This is a genomic window from Erwinia sp. PsM31, assembly GCF_030433775.1.
Taxonomy (GTDB): domain Bacteria; phylum Pseudomonadota; class Gammaproteobacteria; order Enterobacterales; family Enterobacteriaceae; genus Erwinia; species Erwinia aeris.
This window is the reverse complement of record NZ_JARUWZ010000014.1, coordinates 52772-78265: the sequence shown is the minus strand read 5'-3', so window position 1 is coordinate 78265 and position 25494 is coordinate 52772. Positions and strand designations below refer to the sequence as shown.

Annotated in this window: 18 protein-coding genes; 8 read left to right on the top strand and 10 right to left on the bottom strand. The window is 55.7% G+C overall.

Annotation, left to right across the window (positions count from 1 at the left end):
* The first annotated feature begins 140 nt into the window (after positions 1-140).
* A complete protein-coding gene (locus QCD69_RS12910; RefSeq protein ID WP_125288397.1) occupies positions 141-743 on the top strand; it encodes a peroxiredoxin C in 603 nt (200 codons plus the stop codon).
* Between the two features lie 475 nt (positions 744-1218).
* Here QCD69_RS12910 and QCD69_RS12905 read toward each other — a convergent pair whose 3' ends face one another.
* From QCD69_RS12905 to ycgZ, 3 genes are all read right to left on the bottom strand, one after another.
* Entirely contained in the window at positions 1219-1467 is a 249-nt protein-coding gene (locus QCD69_RS12905) for a biofilm/acid-resistance regulator YmgB/AriR (RefSeq protein ID WP_125288395.1), read from the bottom strand.
* A 45-nt stretch (positions 1468-1512) separates the two neighbouring features.
* A complete protein-coding gene (locus tag QCD69_RS12900; protein WP_253455080.1) occupies positions 1513-1806 on the bottom strand; it encodes a hypothetical protein in 294 nt (97 codons plus the stop codon).
* Between the two features lie 173 nt (positions 1807-1979).
* Complete coding sequence (gene ycgZ / locus QCD69_RS12895) at positions 1980-2225, bottom strand: regulatory protein YcgZ (protein ID WP_253455081.1); 246 nt, start codon at positions 2223-2225, stop codon at positions 1980-1982.
* A gap of 268 nt (positions 2226-2493) precedes the next feature.
* Here ycgZ and QCD69_RS12890 point away from each other — a divergent pair, with 268 nt between their 5' ends.
* The 6 genes from QCD69_RS12890 (at position 2494) to QCD69_RS12865 (ending at position 16115) form a co-directional block, all read left to right on the top strand.
* Entirely contained in the window at positions 2494-3729 is a 1236-nt protein-coding gene (locus QCD69_RS12890) for a histidine-type phosphatase (RefSeq protein ID WP_301252307.1), read from the top strand.
* A 224-nt stretch (positions 3730-3953) separates the two neighbouring features.
* Positions 3954-5642, top strand: a complete 1689-nt coding sequence (locus QCD69_RS12885) for a ShlB/FhaC/HecB family hemolysin secretion/activation protein (protein ID WP_301252306.1) — start codon at positions 3954-3956, stop codon at positions 5640-5642.
* Positions 5643-5651: 9 nt separating this feature from the next.
* Entirely contained in the window at positions 5652-6197 is a 546-nt protein-coding gene (locus QCD69_RS12880; RefSeq protein ID WP_301252305.1) for a toxin-activating lysine-acyltransferase, read from the top strand.
* Entirely contained in the window at positions 6194-15235 is a 9042-nt protein-coding gene (locus QCD69_RS12875; RefSeq protein WP_301252303.1) for a hemagglutinin repeat-containing protein, read from the top strand. Before QCD69_RS12880 ends, QCD69_RS12875 begins: the two co-directional genes overlap by 4 nt.
* The gene (locus QCD69_RS12870; protein ID WP_301252302.1) at positions 15232-15450 is read left to right on the top strand and encodes a hypothetical protein; all 219 of its coding nucleotides are present in this window, start codon (positions 15232-15234) and stop codon (positions 15448-15450) included. Before QCD69_RS12875 ends, QCD69_RS12870 begins: the two co-directional genes overlap by 4 nt.
* Before the next feature lie 194 nt (positions 15451-15644).
* Positions 15645-16115 (top strand): VENN motif pre-toxin domain-containing protein, encoded by a 471-nt coding sequence (locus tag QCD69_RS12865; RefSeq protein ID WP_301252300.1) that lies wholly within the window; start codon positions 15645-15647, stop codon positions 16113-16115.
* A 100-nt stretch (positions 16116-16215) separates the two neighbouring features.
* Here QCD69_RS12865 and QCD69_RS12860 read toward each other — a convergent pair whose 3' ends face one another.
* The gene (locus QCD69_RS12860) at positions 16216-16623 is read right to left on the bottom strand and encodes a SymE family type I addiction module toxin (protein WP_301252299.1); all 408 of its coding nucleotides are present in this window, start codon (positions 16621-16623) and stop codon (positions 16216-16218) included.
* Positions 16624-17365: 742 nt separating this feature from the next.
* On the opposite strand from QCD69_RS12860, the gene QCD69_RS12855 reads away from it, so the two are divergent.
* The gene (locus QCD69_RS12855; protein ID WP_301252298.1) at positions 17366-17944 is read left to right on the top strand and encodes an Ail/Lom family outer membrane beta-barrel protein; all 579 of its coding nucleotides are present in this window, start codon (positions 17366-17368) and stop codon (positions 17942-17944) included.
* A 156-nt stretch (positions 17945-18100) separates the two neighbouring features.
* Here the strand turns inward: QCD69_RS12855 and QCD69_RS12850 are convergent, their stop codons facing one another.
* The 6 genes from QCD69_RS12850 to phoR form a co-directional block, all read right to left on the bottom strand.
* Complete coding sequence (locus QCD69_RS12850; RefSeq protein WP_301252334.1) at positions 18101-18595, bottom strand: Hsp20 family protein; 495 nt, start codon at positions 18593-18595, stop codon at positions 18101-18103.
* Positions 18596-18831: 236 nt separating this feature from the next.
* Positions 18832-20187 carry a proline-specific permease ProY gene (proY, locus tag QCD69_RS12845; protein WP_301252297.1) on the bottom strand — a complete coding sequence of 452 codons (1356 nt, stop codon included), beginning with the start codon at positions 20185-20187 and terminating at the stop codon, positions 18832-18834.
* 67 nt (positions 20188-20254) lie between these two features.
* The gene (brnQ, locus tag QCD69_RS12840) at positions 20255-21577 is read right to left on the bottom strand and encodes a branched-chain amino acid transport system II carrier protein (RefSeq protein WP_301252296.1); all 1323 of its coding nucleotides are present in this window, start codon (positions 21575-21577) and stop codon (positions 20255-20257) included.
* Between the two features lie 382 nt (positions 21578-21959).
* Positions 21960-23063, bottom strand: coding sequence for a cobalamin-independent methionine synthase II family protein (locus QCD69_RS12835; RefSeq protein WP_253455088.1), 1104 nt, complete (start codon positions 23061-23063; stop codon positions 21960-21962).
* A gap of 175 nt (positions 23064-23238) precedes the next feature.
* A complete protein-coding gene (locus tag QCD69_RS12830) occupies positions 23239-24162 on the bottom strand; it encodes a PstS family phosphate ABC transporter substrate-binding protein (protein WP_301252294.1) in 924 nt (307 codons plus the stop codon).
* A 16-nt stretch (positions 24163-24178) separates the two neighbouring features.
* Positions 24179-25492, bottom strand: coding sequence for a phosphate regulon sensor histidine kinase PhoR (gene phoR / locus QCD69_RS12825; protein WP_253455091.1), 1314 nt, complete (start codon positions 25490-25492; stop codon positions 24179-24181).
* Positions 25493-25494: the final 2 nt, after the last annotated feature.

Genomic DNA, 25494 nt, shown 5'->3' with positions numbered 1-25494 from the left:
TTGTTAGCGAACACATTGAATAAAAAAGCTTTTTGATAGGTAAAGCCTATCAGAGAAATCGGCGGTTATCGCTGGTTTACAACGCTATCCCGCCCCATACTGGCGGCCGTTTCCCTTAATTTATCCTTACAGGAGTGACTATGGTTCTCGTAACTCGTCAGGCCCCTGATTTCACCGCCGCAGCCGTGCTGGGCAACGGTGAAATCGTAGAAAACTTTAACTTTAAAAAACACACCGCTGGTAAAGCCACCGTTGTGTTCTTTTGGCCAATGGACTTCACTTTTGTTTGCCCTTCTGAGCTGATCGCTTTCGACAAGCGTTATGAAGAATTCCAGAAGCGCGGCGTGGAAGTGGTCGGCGTCTCTTTCGACTCCGAGTTCGTTCACAACGCATGGCGTAAGACCCCAATCGATAAAGGCGGCATCGGCGAAGTAAAATACGCGATGGTTGCGGATATCAAACGTGAAATCCAGAAAGCCTACGGCATCGAGCATCCGGATGCAGGCGTTGCGCTGCGCGGCTCTTTCCTGATCGACAAAGCCGGTGTGGTTCGCCACCAGGTTGTTAACGATCTGCCGCTGGGCCGTAACGTTGATGAAATGCTGCGTATGGTTGACGCGCTGCAGTTCCACGAAGAGCACGGCGAAGTGTGCCCGGCTCAGTGGGAAAAAGGCAAAGAAGGCATGGGCGCTTCTCCGGACGGCGTAGCGAAATACCTGTCTGAGAACGCTGGCAAGCTGTAATATCTTTTTGCAGACTGCTGAATAAAGCTCGCTTCGGCGAGCTTTTTTTATGCGGGCAATTCAGGCGGCTTAAGCTTTTGATGCGGGCGCACCAGGTTAAATATACAGCACGCCGCGGCGGGCTGTGATAGTCTGTTTACCAGTACAGTTCAAAGAGGGAAGAGAGTGCCCAAAAAAGAGCAGGCGTATTCTTCAGAAATCTGTGCCCTCATCGGCAGAGCCGTAGCAGAGCTGCTGGAAAGCGGCGAACCGGTAGGACGACATAACATCCTGATTAGACTTCAGATCCACAGCGCACAAGCTACAGACGAAAACATGAAGGCCGCTATTCAACGCGCTTTCCGATCGATACTCGACCGCTTCCATTAACCCCTTATAGTCCCTGCACAACCCCTTTTTTCAACTGTCCCAGGCAGCAGGCTTCGGCTATGGCTTTTTGCCGATCTGCATAAGCCGCCTGGGATGTGGGTGAAGGTTATGCGTCGTCAGGCGTGCGGGCCACCACCACTTCCAGCGCCTGGCGGAAGATATCCAGCTGGACGACATCAGAGGTGTTTTCCAGCTTTTCAATCAGCTTCAGGATAATCGCTTTGTTCGTTACGTAGCCACCGGCTGCCGCAATTTCTCTGATCACGGCGCCGATAACTTTGGTTTCCTGAGCCAGTAAATCACCTTCTCCCTGAAAATGTTCAAGGATGCCCGGCTCTGAAGAGTGCTGCTGCATAGTATTCGCCTTTATAAAGGGCGGGATATCCCCACCTGAATTGACTCAATGTTTTTTGGTGCCGTCCGGCGGGCCTTCGCTGGTAAAAAGGTGCGTCACGTTATCCACGTCTCGAATTTCGTGCGTATAGCGATTGTTACCAGTCTTTATATTATTTCTGACATCGATAATAGCCTGTTTGCAGGCACGGTGCCTGGCAGCGCTTTTTTCCACGGCGGCCATCGCCTGCAGCTGACGGATCAGCGCGGCGTTATTGATGGTAGCATCGGTTTTTAACAGCACCAGTACGGCCTCACCCAGCACTATATCAATCAGTTTTTCATCGTCATTTCTGTACATACCAGCTTCTCTGTATCAGTGATGTGGGCACATAAATAGCCACAGTTCCCGGAAGTAACCCTGGGAGGCAGCAGGTTTGCCAACCACCGCCGATCAAAGGGCCAGGCGGGAAAGCAGGCCGGGCCGAGCAGAAAAGTTAGGACGTCTGGTAATCATCATCCAGGCTTTGAAACTCAGTCCTCACGGCCAAACAACATGCCTATCAGCTCGTGATAATGCTTTTCCTGTTCCGCATCGGAGGCCAGTTCAAGCCGCCTCAGCAGTTTAGAACAGATCGCCTTGCGGTTAATATTTTTACCCGAACGCAGAATCTCCACCACGATCTGCCCCAACGTTTCCTGTTGAGAGGGCATCATCGCTTCACTGAAGTAGCGACTGATATCACCTTCAGTTTTCGGGTTAAATCCATCCTGACGCATACAGCCCCCTTCAGTTGGTAGGTTAAAACGTGTTTAAATAATTCTGCGCTTAAGTTAACCAGTTTCGGCAAATGTGTACAGCTATTTTGAAGTTGTACAAGCCGATTTCTTGTAGCAAAAAGTGCGGCCCGCAGTGTAATACTCTGTCAGCCTGTTTTTTGAGAGGGATATTCAGGTGTTATAGCAGGTGAAGCTGCGTTTTTCGCTCCCTACAGATTGAATAGTCACCAGGATGCTTTTGGCAGCACGAATCTTTAAGGATGTATGGATGTACAAGTTTTTCTCCGCGGCCGTGCTTTTTGCTGGCCTCACGGCTTTTTTTAGCCAGCCCGTACAGGCGGACTACGTGCTGGAAAAGGTAGTGGAAGTCAGCCGACATGGCGTTCGCCCGCCTTCGCCGGATAACCGACGAGCTATTGAAAACGGTTCGGCCCGGCGCTGGCCCGACTGGCTGACCGCAGACGGTAACCTGACCGGTCACGGCTATACGGCAGCCTGGCTGAAAGGACGTTACGAGAGCAGTTACTATCGTGAAGCGGGCCTGCTGGGCGAAGGCTGCCCGAAGGAACGGGATTTTCACCTGATAGCCAGTCCGATGCAGCGTACCCGGGCCACAGCGCAGGTGTTAGCCGAGGCGGCTTTTCCGGGCTGCGACATTGCGGCACATGTCATGGCGGCCTCGCTGTTTCAGCTTCCCAACGAGAAAGTCAGCCAGGAGCAGGCCGCGACGCATCGTCAGGAAGCGCTACGCGCGATGGGCGGCAGCCTGGCAGACGCGCAGCGGCGGCTGCAACCGCAAATCGACGCGTTAAAAAAAGCCGTCTGTCAGCCCGCCCGGCCCTGCCCTGTTTTCAGCCAGCCCTGGCAGCTTGCCACCTGGTCGAACGGCACGGTCGGCATTCAGGGACTGGATACGCTGGCTGCAATGGCGGAAACGCTGCGGCTGGAATGGAGCGAAAACAAGCCACTTAGCGAAGTGGCCTTTGGCAAGGTTAATAATCAGGCGGAACTGGCCGCGCTGCTGCCGCTGCTGAGCGCTAAATATGATTACACCAACGATTTGCCCACGCTGGCCAGCCGCGGCGCTTCAGGGCTGATGAGCCAGATTGCCAGCGCGCTGCGCGCAGGCGCGACCGGAGAGAGAGCAACCGACGCGCCGCCGGACGTGCGCTGGCTGCTCTATGTCGCTCATGATATCAATATCGCCTGGCTGCGTACCCTGTTGGATTTCCGCTGGCAGCAGGCCGATTATCCGCACGGCAATATTCCGCCCGGCGGCAGTCTGGTATTCGAACGGTGGCGATACAAGGGCGAGCGTTTTATCCGCATCTATTTTCAGGCGCAAAGCCTTGCCCAGCTGCGCGAGCTTACGCCACTCGATAAGCAGCACCCTCCGCTGCTGACCGAGCTGACGTTTCCGGGATGCAGGCAAATGGCCCCAGGCACGCTGTGTCCCTGGCAGGCCGCTATGCAGCGGATTGAAAAACATATTGCCCCTTTGTAAGGGAGGGGCCGATCGCCTTTCTCTGAAGCGCTGCTTCCTTAGTTCTGGCCGAAAGCAGGATCGGCTTCGGCCCCTCACCTTCCTGACCAGACAATATTTCTGATTGTAAATCAGAAAAACCCTACTTATCATAAGGCGATATAGTTACGCTGTCCGATCGACCCTCGATCGTTACGCTGAAAAATTCTTTATTAATTAACTAATTATTTGACAAGGATCCGTCAATGTTGGTTTTCAGCCATCGTTTCGCCCCGCTTTGCCTTTACAGCTTCATTTTCATAACCGCTATATTGCCGTTAAAAACACTTGCCGTAACGCCCGCTAACGAACCGCTGATTTTGCAGCGGCAAAATGCCCTGGAGCAGCAGTTGCGGCCCACAGTGCCGGACGTACGCCTTACGCCACCGGCCTCAGGTTTCAGTCGGCTGGTCTTTCCCCAGGAAAAACCCTGTTTCCCACTGAACCGGGTCGTTCTGAAGGGAACAGGCGCGTTACCGCACTGGCTGCCTTTACAGCGGATCGCCGGTCAGGCTGTTGGTCACTGTCTGGGCGGGAAAGGCATTAATCTGCTGATGAGCGCGCTGCAAAACCGCCTGATCGATCACGGCTACATCACGACTCGTGTGCTGGCGCCTTCACAGGATCTGAAAAGCGGCGAGCTGAAGCTGAGCATCCTGGCGGGAAAAATTCGTCAGGTGATGCTGACGCCGGAAAGCAACCGCTATTTCACTCTCTACAGCGCTTTCCCGGCCCACGCCGGAGACCTGCTGGATCTGCGTGATATCGAACAGGGGCTGGAAAACCTGCAACGGCTGCCTACGGTGCAGGCCAGTATGGAAATCGTTCCGGGTAAAGCACCGGGAGAAAGCGATATAGTGCTGCATCGACAGCAAAGCAAAATGTGGCGCGCTGGCGTCTCGCTGGATGATTCTGGCACCCGCAGCACCGGGCGTTATCAGGGCGGTCTGACGCTGTCGCTGGATAATCCTCTTTCACTCAGCGATCTCTTCTATCTTTCCGCCAGCGCTGGCCTGATCCATCACGGCGATAAAGGCTCCCGTAATTTTACCGGCCACTATTCGCTGCCTTTAGGTTACTGGGACGCAGGGATAACCGCCAACAGCTATGACTATCATCAGACGGTCGCCGGACTTAATCAGGACTATCGCTACAGCGGTAAAAGCCAGAACATCAGTTTCCGCCTTAGCCGCCTGCTGCACCGTAACGACCGTCAGAAAACCACCTTCAGCTGGGATATTCTGGCGAGGGAAACCCGAAATTATATCAACGACACGGAAATCGAGGTTCAACGTCGTCGCACGGCTGGCTGGCGTGCCGGACTTCAGCATCGCCATTATCTGCCCTGGTCCACGCTGGATGCGGGCATCAGCTACCAGCGCGGCACCCGCTGGTTTGGCGCCATCCCGGCACCGGAAGAATACTGGGGCGAAGGCACCGCGCTGTCAAAAATCCTGCAGCTTTCTGCCCAGTTGGAGACGCCTTTTACCCTGGGCAACCAGCGCTTTCGCCACAACCTGCAATACCAACGCCAGATAAGCCACACGCCACTGACGCCGCAGGATCAGCTGGCCATCGGCAGCCGCTGGACGGTACGCGGCTTTGACGGCGAACGGACGCTAAACGCCGATCGCGGGTGGTTCGTGCGGAATGATATCGCCTGGGCCACGCCGGTGCCGGCGCAGGAACTTTATCTGGGCGTTGACTACGGCGAAGTCGGCGGGAACGGCACGCAATATCTGGTCGGCAACCACCTCGCCGGGGGCGCTATCGGCATTCGCGGTTCGGCATTTAAAACAGGCTATGACCTGTTTGCTGCCGTGCCATTCTCCAGACCCGACGGCTTTAGCACCAATCCGGTGTCGCTGGGCTTCAACCTCAACTGGCAATATTAAGAGGCAGTGATGCAAACAGGGCCTTATAACATTCATTCACCCATGATCCTTGGTGGGGATATGAGTGAAGCTGAAGCTTTCGGTGCCGCCGTCTGGTTATGGATGCACTCGGCAGCGCATCGCGACTTGCCTCTCCATGCGCTGCCGACGGTGCTTCTGCCCATCATTAAACGGCAACAGTATGCATTGGTTAGCCGCGACGCCAGACCGCTGTTTTTCTTAAGCTGGATGTGGCTGGACGACGTTGCCGAGCGACGTTACCTGAAACAACCGGCGATCAGCGTGCAGGATCGTGACTGGGCAAGTGGCGAGCGGATGTGGATCCGCGACTGGATAGCGCCTTTTGGCGATACGATGGCCATGCGTCGCCTGGTCGGCAATACCCTTTTCCCCGAGTGCTGCTTTCGTGCGCTCTATCACCGCGGGGCTGAAAAAGGTCAGCGGGTCATGAATTTCAAAGGCGATCGTATCAGTCATCAGCAGGCCAGAGCCTGGCGTGCTGCACATCCGCTGTCTGTTCCCGTTACAGAAATGCCAGTAAGGACGCTGTCATGAATAAGAACCTCTACCGTATTGTTTTCAACAAAGCACGCGGCCTGCTGATGGTCGTGGCGGATATTGCCGGTGCAGGCCGGGCGGGCGCATCGCCGTTTTCATCCGGTACCGGCCATACCCTCAGCCAGCTGATTGGTAAGGTTCATGGCGTGAGTTTTGCCCTGCTGCTGGCGCTGGGAGCTGTTCACCCCGTGCAGGCAGGTATCGTCGCCGATGGCAGTGCGCCGGGCGGCCAGCAACCCACCATTATTCATAGCGCCAACGGTACTCCGCAGATCAATATCCAGACCCCCAGCGCCGCCGGTGTTTCCCGCAATGTCTACAGCCAGTTCGATGTGGATAAAAAAGGCGTGGTGCTCAATAACTCACACGCCAACACCCAAACGCAAATTGCCGGAATGGTCAGCAACAACCCGTGGCTGGCAAAAGGGGAAGCGAAGGTCATTCTCAATGAGGTCAATGCACGCAACCCAAGCCAGCTGAACGGCTTTATTGAGGTTGCCGGGCAGAAGGCGCAGGTGGTGATTGCTAACCCGTCGGGTATCACCTGCAACGGCTGCGGCTTTATTAACGCAAACCGCGCCACGCTGACGACAGGTCAGGCGCAGATGAATAATGGTCACCTGACAGGATACAACGTTGGCCGCGGCGAAATTGTTATTCAGGGCAACGGACTCGACAGCAGCCAGCAGGACAGCACCGACCTGATTTCGCGCGCCGTCAAAGTGAACGCCGGTATCTGGGCAAATGAACTGAATGTAACGACCGGGCGTAATCAGGTCGATGCCGCACATCAGCGCATTGATAAAAAAGCGGATGACGGCAGCGCCCGGCCACAGCTGGCGATTGATGTTTCGCAGCTTGGCGGCATGTATGCCAACAGCATTCGCCTGCTCGGTACAGAATCCGGCGTCGGCGTTCACAATGCCGGGGCGCTGGGCGCGTCGGCCGGTGATGTTGTTGTCAATGCCGACGGTAAGCTCATCAACAGCGGCGCGATAAATGCGTCGCTAAATATAAATCTGGCCGCATCGGCGACGGTGGATAACCAGGGTAATATTTATGCGGCGGGCAATACGGATATCACCAGCCAGGCCAGCCTCAGTAACACCGGCCTTATTGCCGCAGGCGCAGACGCCCGCATTTCGGCAGGCAATATTAACAGCGGCGCGCAGAGCGTACTCGCGGCCGGCGTTGCCAGCGACGGCAGGCTGGCATCGACCGGGAATTTAACGCTGACCAGCCGGGGTGAATTAAAGGCGCGCGGGCAAAATATGGCAGGCGGACAGGTGAACGCCAGCGCCACGTCTGTCGATCTCAGCGGCAGCCAGACGTATGGTGACAGCATCAGCTTGCAGGCCAGTCACGGTGATATCAGTACCGCAAACGCCAATCTTTCCGCCTCGCATCAGCTGACGGCCAGCACACGCGGAACGCTCAACAACGACGGCGGAAAAATTGCCGCAGACCAGCTTAACCTGACAGCGAACCGCCTTTCGAACCAGAAAGGCACGGTGCAGCAGCTCGGACAACAGGATCTGCAACTCTCACATGCCGGGGGCATCAACAACCGTGAAGGCGCCCTCGCCAGCAACAGCAAAAATCTGACCCTGAACAGCACCACGCTGGATAACCAGCAGGGAACAATTCTTCATGCCGGAGACGGCCAGCTTACGGTTAATACCGGCAAGCTGGACGGCGCACGGGGCACGTTGATCGGCAACGGTGCATTAAGCCTGAGCGGTGCGGTACTCAACCTGGATAATACCGTGACGCAGGCAACGGGAATTACGCTTTATGCCGACACGGTTTCACACCATTCAGGCCAGATGACGCAAAGTGGCAGCGGGCCGATGAACCTCAACGTCACCGGACTGTTAGATAACCTGGACGGTGCTGTCACCTCACAAGGCGCATTGTCGCTTAACGCCGCGCAGCTGAATAATCAGCAAGGCCGGCTGATTGCCGCTGACCAGAATAATCTGCAACTGACGCTTGACGGCGCGTTGAATAACCGCGCGGGCATTATTGCCGCCGGTGGAGATTTAACGTCGCTGAGCGGCGCGGTTGATAACAGCGGCGGCCTGATCCAGTCGGGAGCAGCGTTAGATCTCAACAGCCGTGGCGCAACCGTACTCAATGCTGACAGCGGTATTCAGGGCGGCATCATCAGCGCGGGCAGCATGAAGCTGGCAACGGGAGACATTGATAACCACAACGGGCAAATTGCGGCGCAATCGCTGACGGCCACCACGGGTAAGGTGAATAATCAGGCAGGTAAGTGGCTGGCCGATAAGGCCATATCCCTGAGCAGCGGCGCGCTGGACAATCAGTCAGGCCGGCTGCAATCCGGCGGTACATTAGCGCTCGATACCCACAGCCAGCGCATCGATAACACTTCCGCCGGGCAGATTGTCGCCACGGGCGTATTGTCTGTTAACAGCGGTGAACTGGACAACCGCAGCGGGAAAATAGTGAGCGGTGACGATAGCTCGCTGCGGACGTCTTTGCTCAATAATGATGGCGGTCAACTCTCTGCGCTGGGCGATCTTTCACTGACCAACCAGGGTGTGCAGAACAACGACAGCGGTCTGATCCAGAGCGCTAAAAATCTGCTGATTGATACGCAAGGGGCGGTGCTGAGTAACAACAGAAGCGGCAGCACCGGCGGCATCACCAGCCAGGGCACCCTGACCGTTAAAGCCGGAGCGCTGGAAAATCAGCAAGGCGCGATGATAAGCAATCAGCAAATAACCCTCACTGCTGAGAATGTGGATAACCAGCAGGGACAGATTGTGGCCCTGGGCGATATCGTTGCCACCAGCTGGGCGCTGGACAATCAAAGAGGCACCCTACAGTCCGGGCAAAACGTGCGGTGGAATACGCAGGGTTTTACGTTGAACAATCGGGGCGGCACGCTGAGCGCACAAAACCGGGTGTCACTGGATACCGCTGATTTCGACAATCAGCAGGGAGTGCTGGCATCCGGTGGCGCAATGTCACTCACCGCTGGCGCTTTCGATAACAGCCAACAAGGGCACATTGCCAGCAAAGGCTCGCTGGATCTGACGACCCAGAGGCTCAGTAACCGTCAGGGACAAATCCAGTCACTGGGGGACATGGTCCTCAGCGCGGCGCAGTCGGTGATTGATAACGGTGCCGGCCTCATCCACGGTGCGGCCAATGTCACCCTCAACGCCGCACAGGCGCTTAATCAAAATACCCGTGCCGTCAGCCTGGGGATCCAGGGCAGCACTGTAACCCTCAATGCCACCGATCTGGATAACAGCAACGGGCAAATTCTGGCCGACGACGGCCTGAATTTAAACCTCGGCGGAGAACTGAACAACAGCACAGGTTTGCTCAGTTCGCAAAACAGTCTGAACGCACAGGCTCAGCAGATTATTAACAGCGCCGGTGATATTGAGGCGGGCACACTTATCCGCCTCTCCGGCGACGCAATGACTGGCGACGGTAAACTCTTATCGCTGGGCGACCTGACGCTCACGCTGGCGAAGGACTTGCTCAACACCGGCAGCATCCAGGCCAACAACAATCTGAGCCTGACCACTCAAGGCAATCTGATCAACCAGGCATTGATCCTGGCAGGCCGCGTCCTCACCCTGTCGGCAAACAATGTCTTCAACGGCGCGGCGGCAGAAATCAACGCAGGAACCACGCAGGTGAATGCGGCACATGCCGTATCCAACTCCGGGCTTATCGACGGTTTTTACACCCGCATCAACGGGGAAACCGTCAGTAATATTGGCAGCGGGCGCATCTACGGTGACGCGCTGGCGATTAGCGCGGGAACGCTGAACAACCTGGCGGAGAATGGGCAAGCGGCTACGATTGCTGCCCGGCAAAGGCTGGATATTGGCGCCACCACCATTAACAACCGCGATCGCGCACTGATCTACAGCGACGGGCTGATGGCCGTCGGCGGCGCGCTCAATAGTGACTATCAGGCCATCGGTCAGGCCGCGACGCTGAACAACCACAGCGCGACCCTCGAATCTGCAGGGGATATGGCGCTAAATATTGCCAATATCAACAATATCAATGACCACTTCTCACTGGAGAACGTACTGGTTTCTCAGGAAGATATCTCTGAGTATGAGGTCGCTCGTCTGAAAAATGGCGTGCGCTATAACGACAAAGATTACACCATTTACATCTATCAGGATGAGGTCAATATTCTTTGTATTGAAGGCGTTATTTGTCATACCACAGACGGCGATCGCTTCACCCATTACGCCTACACCCGCACCATCACCGAAGATCGGGTTAAAGAAAGTGACCCGGCGAAGATTATTGCAGGCGGCAACCTCAGCATCAATGCTAATGATCTCCTTAACGACAAGAGCCAGATTGTTGCCGGTGGCGCGCTGGCGCTTCAGGGGACCACTATCAATAACGTGGAAGTGGAAGCCAACCGTCAGACGAAAGATGTCGGTAAAGCAATCTTCTATTCCCGTCATCAAGACAAAGGCGGCGACTCATCAAAAGTTGATACCACAGATTACGTACCGCCCACGGTGATCCAGGCTATCGCCCTTAAACCCAGCACGGTGCAGGAATATACTCAGGGGCAAGGCAGCGGTCTGACTGTTTCCGATCGCCAGAACAGCGACATCAGCGGCATTGTTCAACATGCGGATAACCTGAATATCCTGCCTGATGCCGGGCCGAACGCGGGCAGTTTATTAGCAGTCATGCCGGGTGCGGTGACCCTGCCCGCAGGTAAAACGTTTGAAGTGAAAACCGGGAGTTCGGGCAGTGTCGTTCGCGCCATCGGGCCAAACACCCGCCTGCCGGATAACAGCCTGTTCCGCACGCACCCGGAAAACACCAGCCCTTATCTGGTGGAAACCGATCCGCGCTTTACTAACCAGAAAAAGTGGCTGGGCTCCGATTACATGATGGATGCCTTTACCAGCAATGCTGACAACGTCCTCAAACGCCTGGGCGATGGCTATTATGAACAGCGGCTGATTCGGGAACAGATCATTGCCCTGACCGGGCAGCGCTATCTTAAGGGTGCGCAAAATGATGAAGAGCAGTATAAGGCGTTGATGAACGAAGGTATCGCCTTCGGTCAAAAATATAACCTGACGCTCGGCGTGGCGCTGAGCGCCGAGCAGATGAGTCACATGACAGGCGATATGGTCTGGCTGGTTGCTCAGACCGTCCAGCTTGCCGATGGCAGCACGCAGCAAATACTGGTACCGCAGGTTTACGCTATGGTTCAGGCGGGTGATGTGGACGGCAGCGGCGCACTGCTGGCCGGTAAAAATGTCAGTCTGAACCTGAGCGGCGATTTGATTAACAGCGGACGTATTACCGGGCAGCAAAATACCCAAATCCTGGCTGACAATATTAATAACCTGGGCGGGCTTATCCAGGGGAATGATGTCGCCGTGCACGCACGCACGGATATCAACAACGCAGGCGGGATATTCTCAGGTAATAGCAGTCTCTCGATCCTTGCTGGCCGTGACATCAACGCAATCACGACTACGCGCAGCGCAGAGAGCGCCGGTGGCGACTTTGCCCGCAACACTATTGACCGCGTGGCGGGTTTTTACGTCGCGCAGGCTAACGGCACGCTGGCGTTGCAGGCCGGGCGAGATATTAATCTTCAGGCCGCGCAGGTAATCAACAGCGGCGAAGGAGGCACGACGTCCGTTGTGGCGGGCCGTGACCTCAATCTGAATACGGTGACCTCCGGAAGTAAGGACAACCTCAACTGGGGCGATAACTGGCTGCACCAGTCCACCAGCCAGCAGATTGGCAGTGAGGTGACCGGCGCGGGTGATGTACAAATGGTCGCCGGAAATAATGTGAACGTGACGGCAGGTAATATCTCCGCCAGCCAGCAGCTCAGCGTGACCGCAGGCAATGACATCAACCTTCAGCACGGCATCGATACTGAGACCTTCGATCAGCATTATAAAGCCACGGGCAGCAGTAGCTTTGGCTCCAGAACCACCACTGAAGTGCGCGATACCTTCAGCAACCAGACCGCCAGCGGCAGCCTGCTGAGCGGAGACAGCGTAAACGTGAAGGCCGGGCACGACCTGACCGTCACCGGCAGCAACGTGGTCGGTACGCAGGATGTCAGTCTTGCCGCCGGGAACGACCTGAACATTCAGGCTGCTACCACTGAGCAGCAAGAATCTCACTTCTACAGCGAGAAGAAATCGGGCCTTTCCAGCACGGGCGGCATTGGTGTGAGCATAGGGACAAACAGCCTGAAAACCACCGATGATGGCAAAACCCTGAGCAGCACGGGCAGCACCATCGGCAGCACGCAGGGTGGCGTTAATCTGACGGCCGGTAACACGCTGACCGTGAAAGGTTCAGACGTGCTGGCAGGAAAAGACATCAGCCTGAGCGGCAAGGAGGTCAGCATCCTCGCGGCGGAAAACCAGTCTTCACAAACGCATAAAACGGAGCAGAAGCAGAGCGGCCTGACGCTGGCGCTTTCCGGCACGGCGGGCTCGGCGCTTAACGCGGCGGTGACCACGGCTAAGCAGGCCAGTGAAGAGAGCGATGGCCGCGTGGCAGCGTTGCAGGGCATGAAGGCAGCGCTGAGCGGCGTGAGTGCGACCCAGGCCGCACGGCTGGACGCGGCGAAGGGGGACGACCCGGCGAACAATGCGACCGTCGGCGTCAGTGTTTCTTACGGCAGCCAGTCGTCAAAATCTGAAAGTTCACTGACACAGACCACGCAGCAGGGCAGCGGCCTGACGGCGGGCGGCAACCTGAGCATCACCGCGACAGGAAGCAGCGTGAAAGGTCAGGACGGCGATATCACCGTGCAGGGCAGCCAGCTTCAGGCCGGTAAGGATATGCAGCTGTCGGCAAACCGCGACGTGAACCTGCTGTCGGCGGAGGAAAGCAGCAGCACGCGCGCCACCAACAGCAGCAAAGGCGGCAGCGTGGGCGTGGGCATCACCGCCGGTTCGGGCGGCACCGGCTTTAACGTCTCGGCGAGCGTGAACAAAGGCAAAGGCCACGAGAACGCGGACGGCGTCAGCCATGTGGAAACCACGCTTAACGCGGGGAGCAACGTCAGTATCACCAGCGGCCGTGATACCGCCCTGACCGGTGCGCAGGTGAACGGCGAGGCGGTGAAGCTGGAGGTGGGCCGCAACCTGACGCTGACCAGCGAGCAGGACAGCGAGACCTTCGACTCGAAGCAGCAGAATGTCGGCGCGGGAGCGGGCTACACCTTCGGGGCGGGCACGGCAACGGCGAGCGTGAACGCGTCGCGGGGCAAAATGAGCAGCGACTGGCGGTCGGTGACGGAGCAGACAGGTATTTTCGCCGGTCAGGGCGGCTTTGATATCACCGTTGGGGAGCATACGCAGCTGGACGGCGCGGTTATCAGTTCGACGGCAACGGCAGACAGGAACAAACTCGACACCGGCACGCTGGGCTGGAGCGACATTGAAAACCACGCGGAATACAAGGTTGAGCACGCGGGGGCGGGTATCAGCACGGGTGGTTCCATCGGCAGCCAGTTCGAAGGAAACATGGCGAGCAATATCCTGGCGGGCCTGAACGGCTCGGACAGCGCCAGCTCCACCACCCACTCTGCCGTGAGCGAAGGCACGATAGTTGTTCGCGATGAAGCAAATCAGCAACAGGCTGTTGCAGAGCTGAGCCGCGACGTGGAAAATGCCAATCCGGGGCTGGAAGTAATCTTTGATAAAGAGAAAGAGCAGAACCGGCTGAAGGCGGCGCAGCTCGTGGCTGAAATCGGCAGTCAGGCAATGGATATTGCCAGGACTGAGGGACAGATAGCCGGGGAGAAAGCGAAGCGTGACCCGCAGGCGCTTGCGGCGGCCAGAGAACAGCTGGCGGCCTCCGGCAAGCCGTTCACGGATGCGGACGTGGCGAAGCAGGCTTACAATACGGCAATGGCGCCGTTCGGCACGGGAAGCGCGCTGCAACAGGGTATTCAGGCAGCGACGGCGGCGATACAGGGCCTGGCGGGCGGTAACGTGGCTCAGGCCATCAGCGGCGCGGCAAGCCCTTACCTGGCTGAACAGATACACGTCCTGACGGAAGGTAATCCGGAAGCGAAAGCGATGGCTCATGCGGTCGTCGGGGCGGTAGCGTCTTACGCGTCCGGCAACTCGGCGCTGGCAGGCGCGGCGGGCGCGGTCAGCGGCGAGCTGATGGCCGGGCTGGTGATGAAGCAGCTGTATCCGGGTAAGGAAGTCAGCGAGCTGACGGAAACGGAGAAGCAGACCATCAGCGCGCTGGGCACGCTGGCGGCAGGGCTTGCCGGAGGCGTCGCTGGTGACAGTGCGGGGAATGCTGTGGCGGGGGCGCAGGTTGGTAAGAATGCGGTTGAGAATAATTTACTCGGCGGTAGTGAAGATGCTCAGGCTGCATGGATACGCCAGCATGGAATAGACATGGCAAGTTGTGCCGATGCGCCGGGTTCTGCAAGCTGCCAGAAAGCGATGAATGAACGAGATGCTGTTGGGCTGGCACTGGCAACGGGAAGTGTAGCGTTGCTACCTGGTGGTGCTCAGGCAATGTGGGGACTGGGTGCGGGCGCGAATGCAGGTATCGGTTATTTGGCGGATGGCACGATAGATCCGGCAAACGCAGCGATAGCGGGTTGGGTGAATGTTATCAGCATGGGTAATGGCCTGGCGGGTACCGTGGGCTGGAACGCCGCAGGTGGTGCGCTGGGTAACTGGATTGATGACAAAGATCCACTGTCTGGTGCGCTCATCAATGGTGCTGGATCTGGTATCGGCTATGGCATTGGTAAAGGGCTCTCATGGGGAGTTAATGCCGGGGCAAACTGGTGGAAAGGTGGCTGGGATCCGAAATTCAATCCAACGCTTCAAAAATATACTGATATTAAAGGAGGATTTGGGATTTCAAAAGAAATAACACCCAGCAATGTTCCCAGTTCTTTTGGGGACTTAGGTGGTTCTGTTTTCTCTGAAGTAACAGGTAAAGGAATCGAAAAAATATCATCTCCAAGCAGTAATGGAGATAAAAAATGATCAATATCCTTTTCACTTTATTTTCAATCTTGGCAGGGATACTTTTAGCTGAAATTGCATATGTTTTTTTACTTATCATTGAGTATGTGATGCTTGGAAGTTTTAATTTTGACCTGACATCAGCATGGCACTACCTGAAAGTTGGGGCCGGTGGAGGAGGTATAATGGGAGTAGGGATTGCCATGCTTCGATATTTTGGGGTTAAAGGTTTTTAATATTTGTTGCGTACAACAACGCGATGGCGCCGTTCGGCACCGGCAGCGCGCTGCAACAGGGTATTCAGGCAGCGACGGCGGCGATACAGGGCCTGGCGGGTGGCAACATCGGTCAGGCCATCAGCGGTGCGGCAAGACCTTAACTGGCGGAGCAAATCCATACCCTGACGGAAGGTAACCCGGAAGCGAAAGCGATGGCCCACGCGGTCGTCGGGGCGGTAGCGTCTTACGCATCCGGCAACTCGGCGCTGGCGGGCGCAGCGGGCGCGGTCAGCGGCGAGCTGATGGCCGGGCTGGTGATGAAACAGCTGTATCCGGGTAAAGACGTCGGTGACCTGACTGAAACGGAGAAACAGACCATCAGCGCGCTGGGCACGCTGGCGACAGGTCTTGCCGGAGGCGTTGCTGGTGACAGTACCGGTAATGCTGTTGCCGGGGTGCAGGCTGGGAAAAACTCGTCCGAAAACAATAACCTTTCAATGCCAGGCGGGCTAATGGGATACGGCCAGGCAGCTTCAACGCAGGGAATCTCAATGATTGATGCCGGAGCAACCATGGAAGAAACCAGTGCCGCGCTGAGTAAGAATGCGAAAGGTGATTTACCGGAAGGCGCAAATATTACTAAAGCCATTGTTGAGGGTTATAAAGATGGCGTACTGATTTGATAAACAAAATTAAGAGCCGAAAATCTCCCCCGTCAGATCCTCAATAAACAGGGATCCCGGCCAAAGCGCCGGGATTTTACCTTATAACCAGTCCGTTACCTCAGACAGGCCGCCACTCAATCGTCCCTTCCGGGATTTTACAGGGCCGCTTTTGCGGCGTGGCAATTACCCGGATAAACTCCTCAACCTGCCGTTGCTTGTGAGCCGAAAGCTTTTTACAGGCCTTACGCAGCGTGCTTACTACCTCCGGTTCGGTGGGCAGTTCCGGCGCGGGTTCACACATGCTCAGGATTAGACAGCCCGGCAAAACCCGCACCTCAACCGCCTGCCCGGTCGCAAACCCCGCCTCTTCCAGCCAGTGACCTTTGAGGTTAATGCTGGGGCACTGGCTGTAGTATGTGGTCATACCGGTTGAACGATTTTCGTGACGTATGCTGGTATATCCCACTTTCAGTTTACGTAATGCTTTGGAAATACCCGCCTCTGGCTTAATATCATGCTCAGCCATGATCAACTCCTTACTAGTTGCTTGTGGTTAGCGGCGGTAAAGGGGTCCAGCCCAATATCGCCGCGCTAAAAATCATCTATCCACTTTTACTCTTCCTGCTTTTACCTGTTTAAATATACACCCTCCCCCCATGCAAACTCACTGAAAAGACAATATTAAAATGCGAGGCGACTCGGAAAAATCAATTATTCTCCCCTACCCTTTCAGACTGAGACTAACCTGCAAAGCGGCAAGGATTATCAGCATTCCGCGCTATAAAGCACAGGATAAAGTTCAGGTCGGTTTCCGCACCAGTATTATAAATAACACATACCGTTAAGCCCCCTGTTTTTATCCTGCATCAGGCGAGATGGCCTGTTTAAAACTCTATATAAATCGCATTTTACATAATTAACTTTCAAGTCAGTGATTTGTGACAGTAGGATAATCGACACACAATAAGTATAAGCATTTTAAAATAATAACAAATTATGCCATTTACGTTAAGTAATGCTATTTTTTTGTTAAAAACCAAGCAAAACAACAGAAAATCCAGACAAAGGTTATTGATTATTATGACAAAAAACAATGAAATAAAAATAAGACTTGGATCATAATTTAAATCTCACCCTTCCCAAAGCAAATATCACCATGTTATTATGCAGCTGTTTCAGCAGAAATACAGGCATCTTCAATCTTTATAGTAAGCACGCCCTTTAGCTGAATCTGTAACACAATGTCAATTTTAAATTAAGGATGATTTATGAAAAATCTGGCTATTGTCAGCATTGTTTTTGCAACTCTGGGTTTCAGCGCGACCGCGAATGCCGATCAACAGACCTTCAGCATCGGTTACGCACAAAGCAAAGTGCAGGATTTTAAAAATATCAGAGGAGTTAACCTTAAATACCGTTACGAGTGGAATTCACCTTTTGGAATTATTGGCTCCTTTACTTATATGAGCGGTAAAGAAAACAGTACTTCTATGGCATACCGGGATATAATAAATAACCATATCGATTTAAAATATTACTCTTTCGCAGCTGGCCCAACATATCGTTTCAATGAGTATATCAGCGCCTATGGATTATTAGGGGTAAATTATAACAAGCTGGATTATCGCTCAAAGTGGAATAATTATGAGGGTGACAGAGGGTATATTAACAAGGGAGAAGAGTCCGGCAATCAAAATAAAGCCTCTCTGATGTACGGCATCGGCCTGCAAATCAACCCGGTAGAGTATCTGGCCATTGATATCGGTTATGAAGGCTCTCGCCTTAATGCTGGCGATAAAAACCATTCTGTCAACGGTTTTAATATCGGCCTCGGCTATAGCTTCTAACGCCTGATATTTTCGCCATTAAATTATAAATCGCGCTTTCAAAAATGCCGGAGGATTTTTGCATCCGGCATTGTCCCGTTAATAATAGCTTTCCGCGCGTTTCATTAAAAAATGACCGCTACCAAAAGATAGCGGTCTTTTTATGCCACAAAGCTTTTACGCAGACTGATGCTCAATAGCCTGCTGGCTTTCAATTGCCTGCTGGCCGTGAGTGATAGGGATACGGCGAGGTTTTTCGCTTTCAGGGATTTCCTGATACAGATCCACAGCAAGAATGCCGTCCTGCAGTTTCGCGCCGGTGACTTTTACATGCTCCGGCACCGTGTAGCTAAGACGGAAGTCGGCACGGCTGATGCCACGATGCAGCCAGCCATTTTCTGCGCTTTCCGTTTCTTTCTGCTCTTCCCTCTTACCGGAAATGGTTAGCTGTCCGCCTACCGTTTCAATAGACAGCTCGCTCTCTTTCCAGCCGGGTACGCTCACCGTCAGCGCATAGCGATCTTTATCTACGCGACGAATATCATAGGCGGGCGTAGCGGCTACGGGCGTGTCGCCGGTCAGCTGGCTGAACAGCCGATCCATACGGTTGAAACGGTCTGAAAACAGCGCGTCGCTTAAAGAAGGGATCAGGGAGAAGTTGCGTACGGTCATCATCATAACCTCCTGAATACAGTCTCTATTCAAAAGCTCATTTCGGGCAGGTTCGCCGCCTGCTCGTAAGTAAAATAGGGTCGGCCGAACCTATTTCAAGCGTTGCAAATAAAATTTTTTACCGCCTGTTTGCCATCGTCGCCCTGAGTCTGACGCATAAAAAAACCTGAGCCGGGCGTGCTGCCGGACTCAGGCTTTTTCAGGGTGGCAGGCGGAAATGCTGTTCGCTTTCCGGCCTACGCCTTGATTCTTTTCTTCACCAGCGTCCAGCTGATCAGCAGCAGGGCTATCCAGCCAATACCGACGTAAAGCGATACGCGGGTATCCGGGAAGTAGCCAATCAGGCCGATAATAAAGAACAGGAACAGGATACCGACGATGGCCGTGAATATCCCGCCAGGCATGGCGAACTTCAGCTCTTTCGCCTGCGCGGGCGTCAGCGTGCGGCGGAAGCCAATCTGGGCAAACAGGATCATAATCCATACCCAGACGGTGGCAAACGTCGCCAGCGAGGCGATCACCAGGAAGACTTTCTCCGGCATCAGGTAGTTCAGGTATACCGCAATCAGCATCGCTAACATCATCACCAGCACGGTGATCCACGGAATACCACGGCGTGAGACGGTGGCGAAAATTTTAGGCGCATGGCCCTGCTCCGCCATACCGTGCAGCATCCGGCCAACGCCGAAAACATCGCTGTTAATCGCCGAAAGCGAAGCCGTAATCACCACAAAGTTCAGAATGGCTGCCGCAGCGGCTATGCCCATATGCTGGAAAGTGAGGACGAACGGGCTACCGTTGGTGCCAACCTGGTTCCAGGGATAGATGGACATAATCACAAACAGCGTGCCGACATAAAACACCAGGATACGCAGCGGCACCGTGTTAATCGCACGTGGGATCGACGTGGCGGGATCTTTCGCTTCACCAGCGGTAATGCCGATAATCTCAATACCGCCATAGGCAAACATCACGATTTGCAACGACAGCACCATGCCGATAACGCCGTGCGCAAAGAAGCCGCCGTTAGTCCACAAATTGCTGATGCCGGTAGGCTGGCCGCCGTTGCCGATGCCCCAGAAAATAATACCGATGCCTGCCACAATCATAATAATGATGGTGGCGACCTTGAACAGCGACAGCCAGAATTCTACCTCGCCAAACACTCTTACCGTGGCCAGGTTAATCGCGCCGATAATCAGCACCACGCTCAGCACCCACACCCAGTGCGGCACGTCGGGGAACCAGACGCCCATATAGATGCCGAAAGCGGTGACGTCGGCAATGGCGACGATCAGAATTTCAAAGCAGTAGGTCCAGCCGGTGATATAGCCAGCCAGCGGGCCAAGATAATCCTGAGCATAGCGGGAGAACGAGCTGGCCTGCGGGTTGTTCACCGACATTTCGCCCAGCGCGCGCATGATGATATAGGCGATAGCGCCGCCGATAATATAGGCGAGGATCACGCTTGGCCCGGCCATTTTCATTGCGTCAGCCGAACCGTAAAACAGACCCGTGCCGATGGCCGAACCGAGCGCCATAAAGCGGATGTGGCGGGTACTCAGTCCCTTTTTGAGCGTATTATTTTTCATCTTTCATTCTGCTTAAACTCTGTCAACTTCTCCTGCCGGAGATCGGGCAGGAGAAGGTATCACACTTTTACTGCTGGTGCGCATTCACCTGCGCGCGTCCCATAACGCGATCGCAGATGGCCACGACGACCAGTATTGCCAGCGAAGGCGGCAGCCAGGCCAGGCCCTGCTCGGCCAGCGGCAGATTGGCCGTAAATGCAGGCAACGCATCCTTAAAACCGGTGGTTTTGATAGCGTCGATAACGCCGAAAATCAGGCTCACCAGCATGGTCGGTGCGATAATACGCGTACTCTTGTTCCACCAGCGCAGCGTAAAGCTCAGCAAAATCAGCACGATGCAAGGCGGATAGATAGCCGTCAGCACGGGTATAGAGAACTGGATCAGCTGGCTCAGCCCCAGGTTGGACACCAGCATCGAGAACAGGCCCAGAATAAATACCAGCTGGCGATAGGTCAGCGGCAGATACTGCTGGAAGAACTCGGCACAGGCGCAGGTCAGGCCAACCGCCGTCACCATACAGGCAACAAAAATCAGCGCCGCCAGGAACAGGCTACCCAGGTCGCCGAAAGTATGCTGCACATAGGCGTGCAGAATAGCAGCGCCGTTGGCGTTCTGATCGACTATAGAGGCGCTGTCGGAACCCAGTTTAAACAGAGCAAGGTAAACCAGCGTCAAACCAACCCCGGCGATCAGGCCCGCGATAATGGTATAGCGCGTCAGCAGACCGGCTTCGCTGACGCCGCGAGAACGCGCCGCGTTAACGATAACGATGCCAAACACCAGCGCGCCCAGCGTATCCATCGTCAGATAGCCGTTAATAAAGCCGCTGGAGAAAGCGCCATGCTGATAAGCATCGGTAGCCGGTGCCAGGCCGCCCGCTGGCCAGATCAGCGCGGCGATGCCCAGTACGGCCAGCGCCACGATCTTCAGCGGTGCCAGGATATGCCCGACGGTATCCAGCAGCTTGCCCGGATAAAGGGAGATACCAATGACCAGCGCGAAATAGACCAGGCTGTAAATAAACAGCGGCAGCGGGCTGTCGCCGGTCATCGGCGCAATACCCACTTCAAAAGAGACGGTCGCGGTGCGCGGCGTGGCGAACAGCGGGCCGACGGCCAGATAGCAGACGGTGGCCAGCACGATGCCCGCCGCTTTGCCAATCGGCGAGCTGAGCGCATCGATACCGCCCCCCACGCGCGCCAGCGCGACAACGGTGATAACCGGCAGGCCGACGGCGGTCAGCAAAAAGCCAAGCGCGGCGATCCAGACGTGTTCCCCGGACTGAATACCCACCATCGGCGGGAAAATAATGTTACCGGCACCCACAAACAGGGCGAATGTCATAAAGCCCAGCGCGAGGATGTCTTTAGAAGTTAAACGATTTGTCATAAGGCCCGTACTGATGTTGAGTGAAATCGCGATGTCGGTTCCGTTTCCCCGTGCGCTTTCAGCGCCCGATCTTTTGCCACGGCGGATAACTGCCTGACAGAAATACCGGCGCGTTTGCGCTATTTATGATCTTTTATACAGGGAGATAAATAAAACGGCGGTAAGTAAAACGTTTATAGCGGAGAAAGGCAATACGGGATCGAGAAAGCAGAGTGATATAGCGTAGAAATTGCTTAAGCCAGATAATCACTTCAGATTACAGGCGAGATGCCTTACATGATTTGTATTTTTTTTGAACTTCCCGGCGTTATTTTCTGCATTATTTTGCCAATGGATGCACAAAAGGCGCGTATAAACGCGCCTTTTGCATCTTTTGCCCGGCTTACCAGACCTGTTTAGCGATATCCACCACCAGGCGCAGCTTGGCCCACTGCTGCGCTTCGGTCAGGCTGTTGCCCTCTTCCGTAGAAGCAAAGCCGCACTGCGGGCTGAGGCAGATTTGATCCAGGCTGACGAACTGCGCCGCTTCCGCGATGCGCTTCTTCACCGTTTCCGGATCTTCCAATTCGCCAGTTTTGGTCGTTACCAGACCCAGTACCACCTGCTGTTTGCCCGGTTTGATAAAGCGCAGCGGCTCAAACCCGCCAGAACGCTCGTTGTCGTACTCCAGGAAGAAGGCGTCGATATTCACGGTGCCGAACAGAATTTCCGCGACCGGCTCATAGCCGCCTTCGGAAATCCAGGTCGAGCGGAAGTTACCACGGCAAACATGCAGGCCCACGGTCATATCGTCCGGCTTGCCTTCCAGCGCTTTATTCAGCACCTGAGCATAGATGTTCGCCAGCTCTTCAGGATCGTCGCCGCGCTCGCGGATTTGACGCTTTTGATCTTCCGAACACAGATAAGCCCAGACGGTATCGTCCAGCTGCAGGTAACGACAGCCGGCGTCATAAAAACCTTTAATCGCATCGCGGTAAGTCAGCGCCAGATCGTTGAAGTAATCCTTCAGATCGGGATAGACATTAGCGTCAATCACTTTACGGCCGCCGCGAAAGTGCAGCACGCTTGGGCTTGGGATAGTCATTTTAGGGATAGCGTCGCCGCTGATGCTTTTCAGGAAACGGAAATCTTCCAGCATCGGATGGTTGCCGAAGCCCAGCTTGCCGGTGACCTTTACGCCGCGGGCTTTGGTCTGCACGCCGTTGAACTGAATGCCCTGCTCCGCTTCATAGCGCTCCACGCCGTCCAGGCCGTCAAAGAAATCGAAGTGCCACCACGCGCGGCGGAACTCGCCGTCGGTGACTACTTTCAGGCCGCTGGCGCGCTGGTGCTCTACCACCTCGCGGATCGCTTTGTCTTCGATCTGGCGCAGGGCGGCGGCGTCGATTTCCCCGGCCTGAAACTGCTCGCGGGCCTGCTTGATAACGGCAGGACGCAGAAAACTTCCTACAACTTCGGCGCGGTATTGGGCTGAATCTCTTTGCATGATCGGTCACTCCTGGCCTGCGCAGCGGCGCATAATTTCATGGTGAAATAGTTACTGTTTGTTATCCTGAGACATCTGGATGTCTAAATGGCTGAATGCAAGAATGTCATGAGAAAGATTCAGCGGCAAACGAGGAAATTTCATTACCCATGAAAAAAATTCATGTTGAGGGTGCTTACCCCTCCACCATTGCTCTGGCCTTCTTCAGCTGATCGTCCGACAGCGGCAGATAGCCCGCCTGGGTGACCAGCGCCTGGCCCTGCGCCGACAGCGCCTGCCGTAAAAAAGCCTTTGTCAGCGGCTCCAGCGGCTGGCCCGGCGCTTTGTTGACATAGATATAGAGCGGACGCGCGTAGGGATAGCGGCCGCTGCGAATATTCTCTACCGAAGGCGCAATCTCGCGAGCGCCGTCAAGGGCGACCGGCAGCGTTTTTACCCCGGTCATATGCGCGCCCATGCTGGCGTAGCCGATACCGTTCAGCGTGCTTGCCACCGCCTGGATCACCGCAGCGGAACCGGGATATTCGCCCACGTCGTTACGAAAATCGCCGTTGCACAGCGCCTGCTGGCGGAAGAATCCCCAGGTGCCGGAAGCGGAATTGCGGCCAAAGCGCTGCACAGGCCGCTGCGCCCATTCCTGCTGCTTAAGCTGAAGATCGCCCCAGTTGCGTACGGCAAACGTCGCGCCGCAGCGGCGGGTTACGGAGAAAATAGCGTCGAGCTGCTGAGCGTTGATGCCCTGTAGCGGATTATCCTGATTGACCACCACCACCAGCGCGTCCATCGCCACCGGCACGGCCAGCGGCGCATAGCCGTAGCGGTTCTCGAACAGCTGGCGCTCCACCGCCTGCATGGGGCGACTCATCGCGCCAAGCTGTGCGGCGCCCGCCGCCAGCGCGGTCGGCGCCGTCGACGATCCCGCAGCCTGAATCTGTACGTTAACGCCCGGATAGTGGCGGTTAAAGCTCTCCCCCCACAGCGCCATCAGCGTGCCGAGCGTATCCGAACCCACGCTGCTGAGGTTGCCCGCCAGCATCCCTTCGTTCGCGCCTGTTGCCGTGCCGCACAGCAGCAGCAGCGCCAAAAACCACTTTTTCATTTTTTTATCCGCCAGCTCAGTGAACCGCATTCTGAGCCAGTTCGTTGTTGACGATCAACCTTGCAGGCAGCGAGAAGCAGAAACAGGTTTCTTTACCCGGCTGGCTGGTAATTTCCAGACGGGCATGGTGATGGCTGAGCGCGTGTTTGACGATAGCCAGCCCCAGCCCGCTGCCGCCGGTCTGCCGCGAGCGCGCCTTATCGACGCGATAAAAACGTTCGGTCAGGCGAGGAATATGCTCGGCGGCGATGCCCGGCCCGTTGTCGCAGACCTTAAACTGCGCGCCGTGCGACGTCTTTTGCCAGCTGACGGTGATGCGCGTGCCGTCCGGCGTATGGTTGACGGCGTTATAGACGAGATTGGAAATGGCGCTGCGCAGCTGCTCATCGTTACCGAATACCCGCAGCTGCGGATCGGCGGAAAAGTGGATTTCGTGCCGCCCCTGGCTGAGCGTTTCCGCCTCGCGCTGGAGCAGCCGCAGCATCAGCGGCACATCGACTTTTTCCTGCAAATCAAGCGCGGGCGCGGCTTCGATCCGCGACAGCGTCAGCAGCTGTTTAACCAGGGCATCCATGCGGCGGGTTTGTTCCTGCATGGTATGCAGCGCCTTATTGCGCGACGGGCCTTCCAGCACCGCGTCGCTCATCATCTCCAGGTAGCCCTGAAGCACGGTAAGCGGCGTGCGCAGCTCATGGCTGACGTTGGCGAAAAAGTTGCGCCGCGCGCCTTCCAGCTGATGCATTTGCGTCACGTCGCGCGCCACCAGCAGCCACTGGCCTTCGCTATAGGGCATCACGCGGAACTCAAGATGGCGATGGCTGTTCAGCACCAGCGTCAGCGGCCGCGAGAAATCGCGCTGGCGCAGATAGAGGGTAAATTCAGGATAGCGCAGCAGGTTTAAGATATTTTGGCCGTTGTCTTCCGGCCAGCGCAGCCCCAGCAGCTGCTGCGCCAGACCGTTGCACCAGAAAATCGTGCCCTCTTCCGTGGTCAGCACCAGCGCATCCGGCAAGGATTCCGCGCCGCTGCGAAAGCGTTTAATCAGATGGCCCAGCTCTCGCCGACGACGACGGTTGCGCGCCTGCATCTGGTAAAGGCCGTAAAAAAGCGGTTCCCAGCTGCCGCGTCCGGTTGGCGGCGTGATGCTGCGGTCGATCCACAGCCAGTGGGAAAGACGAAGCAGGTTAGCAAAATGCCAGCCCAGCACGGCCAGTACGGCCAGCAGCAGCCACCACGGCAGCCCGCCGACCAGCAGACCGACAATCAGCGCTGGCAGGCAGGCGAGCAACAGCTCAAGCAGCAATCTCTTCCAGGAGAGGCGTTCCAGCACGA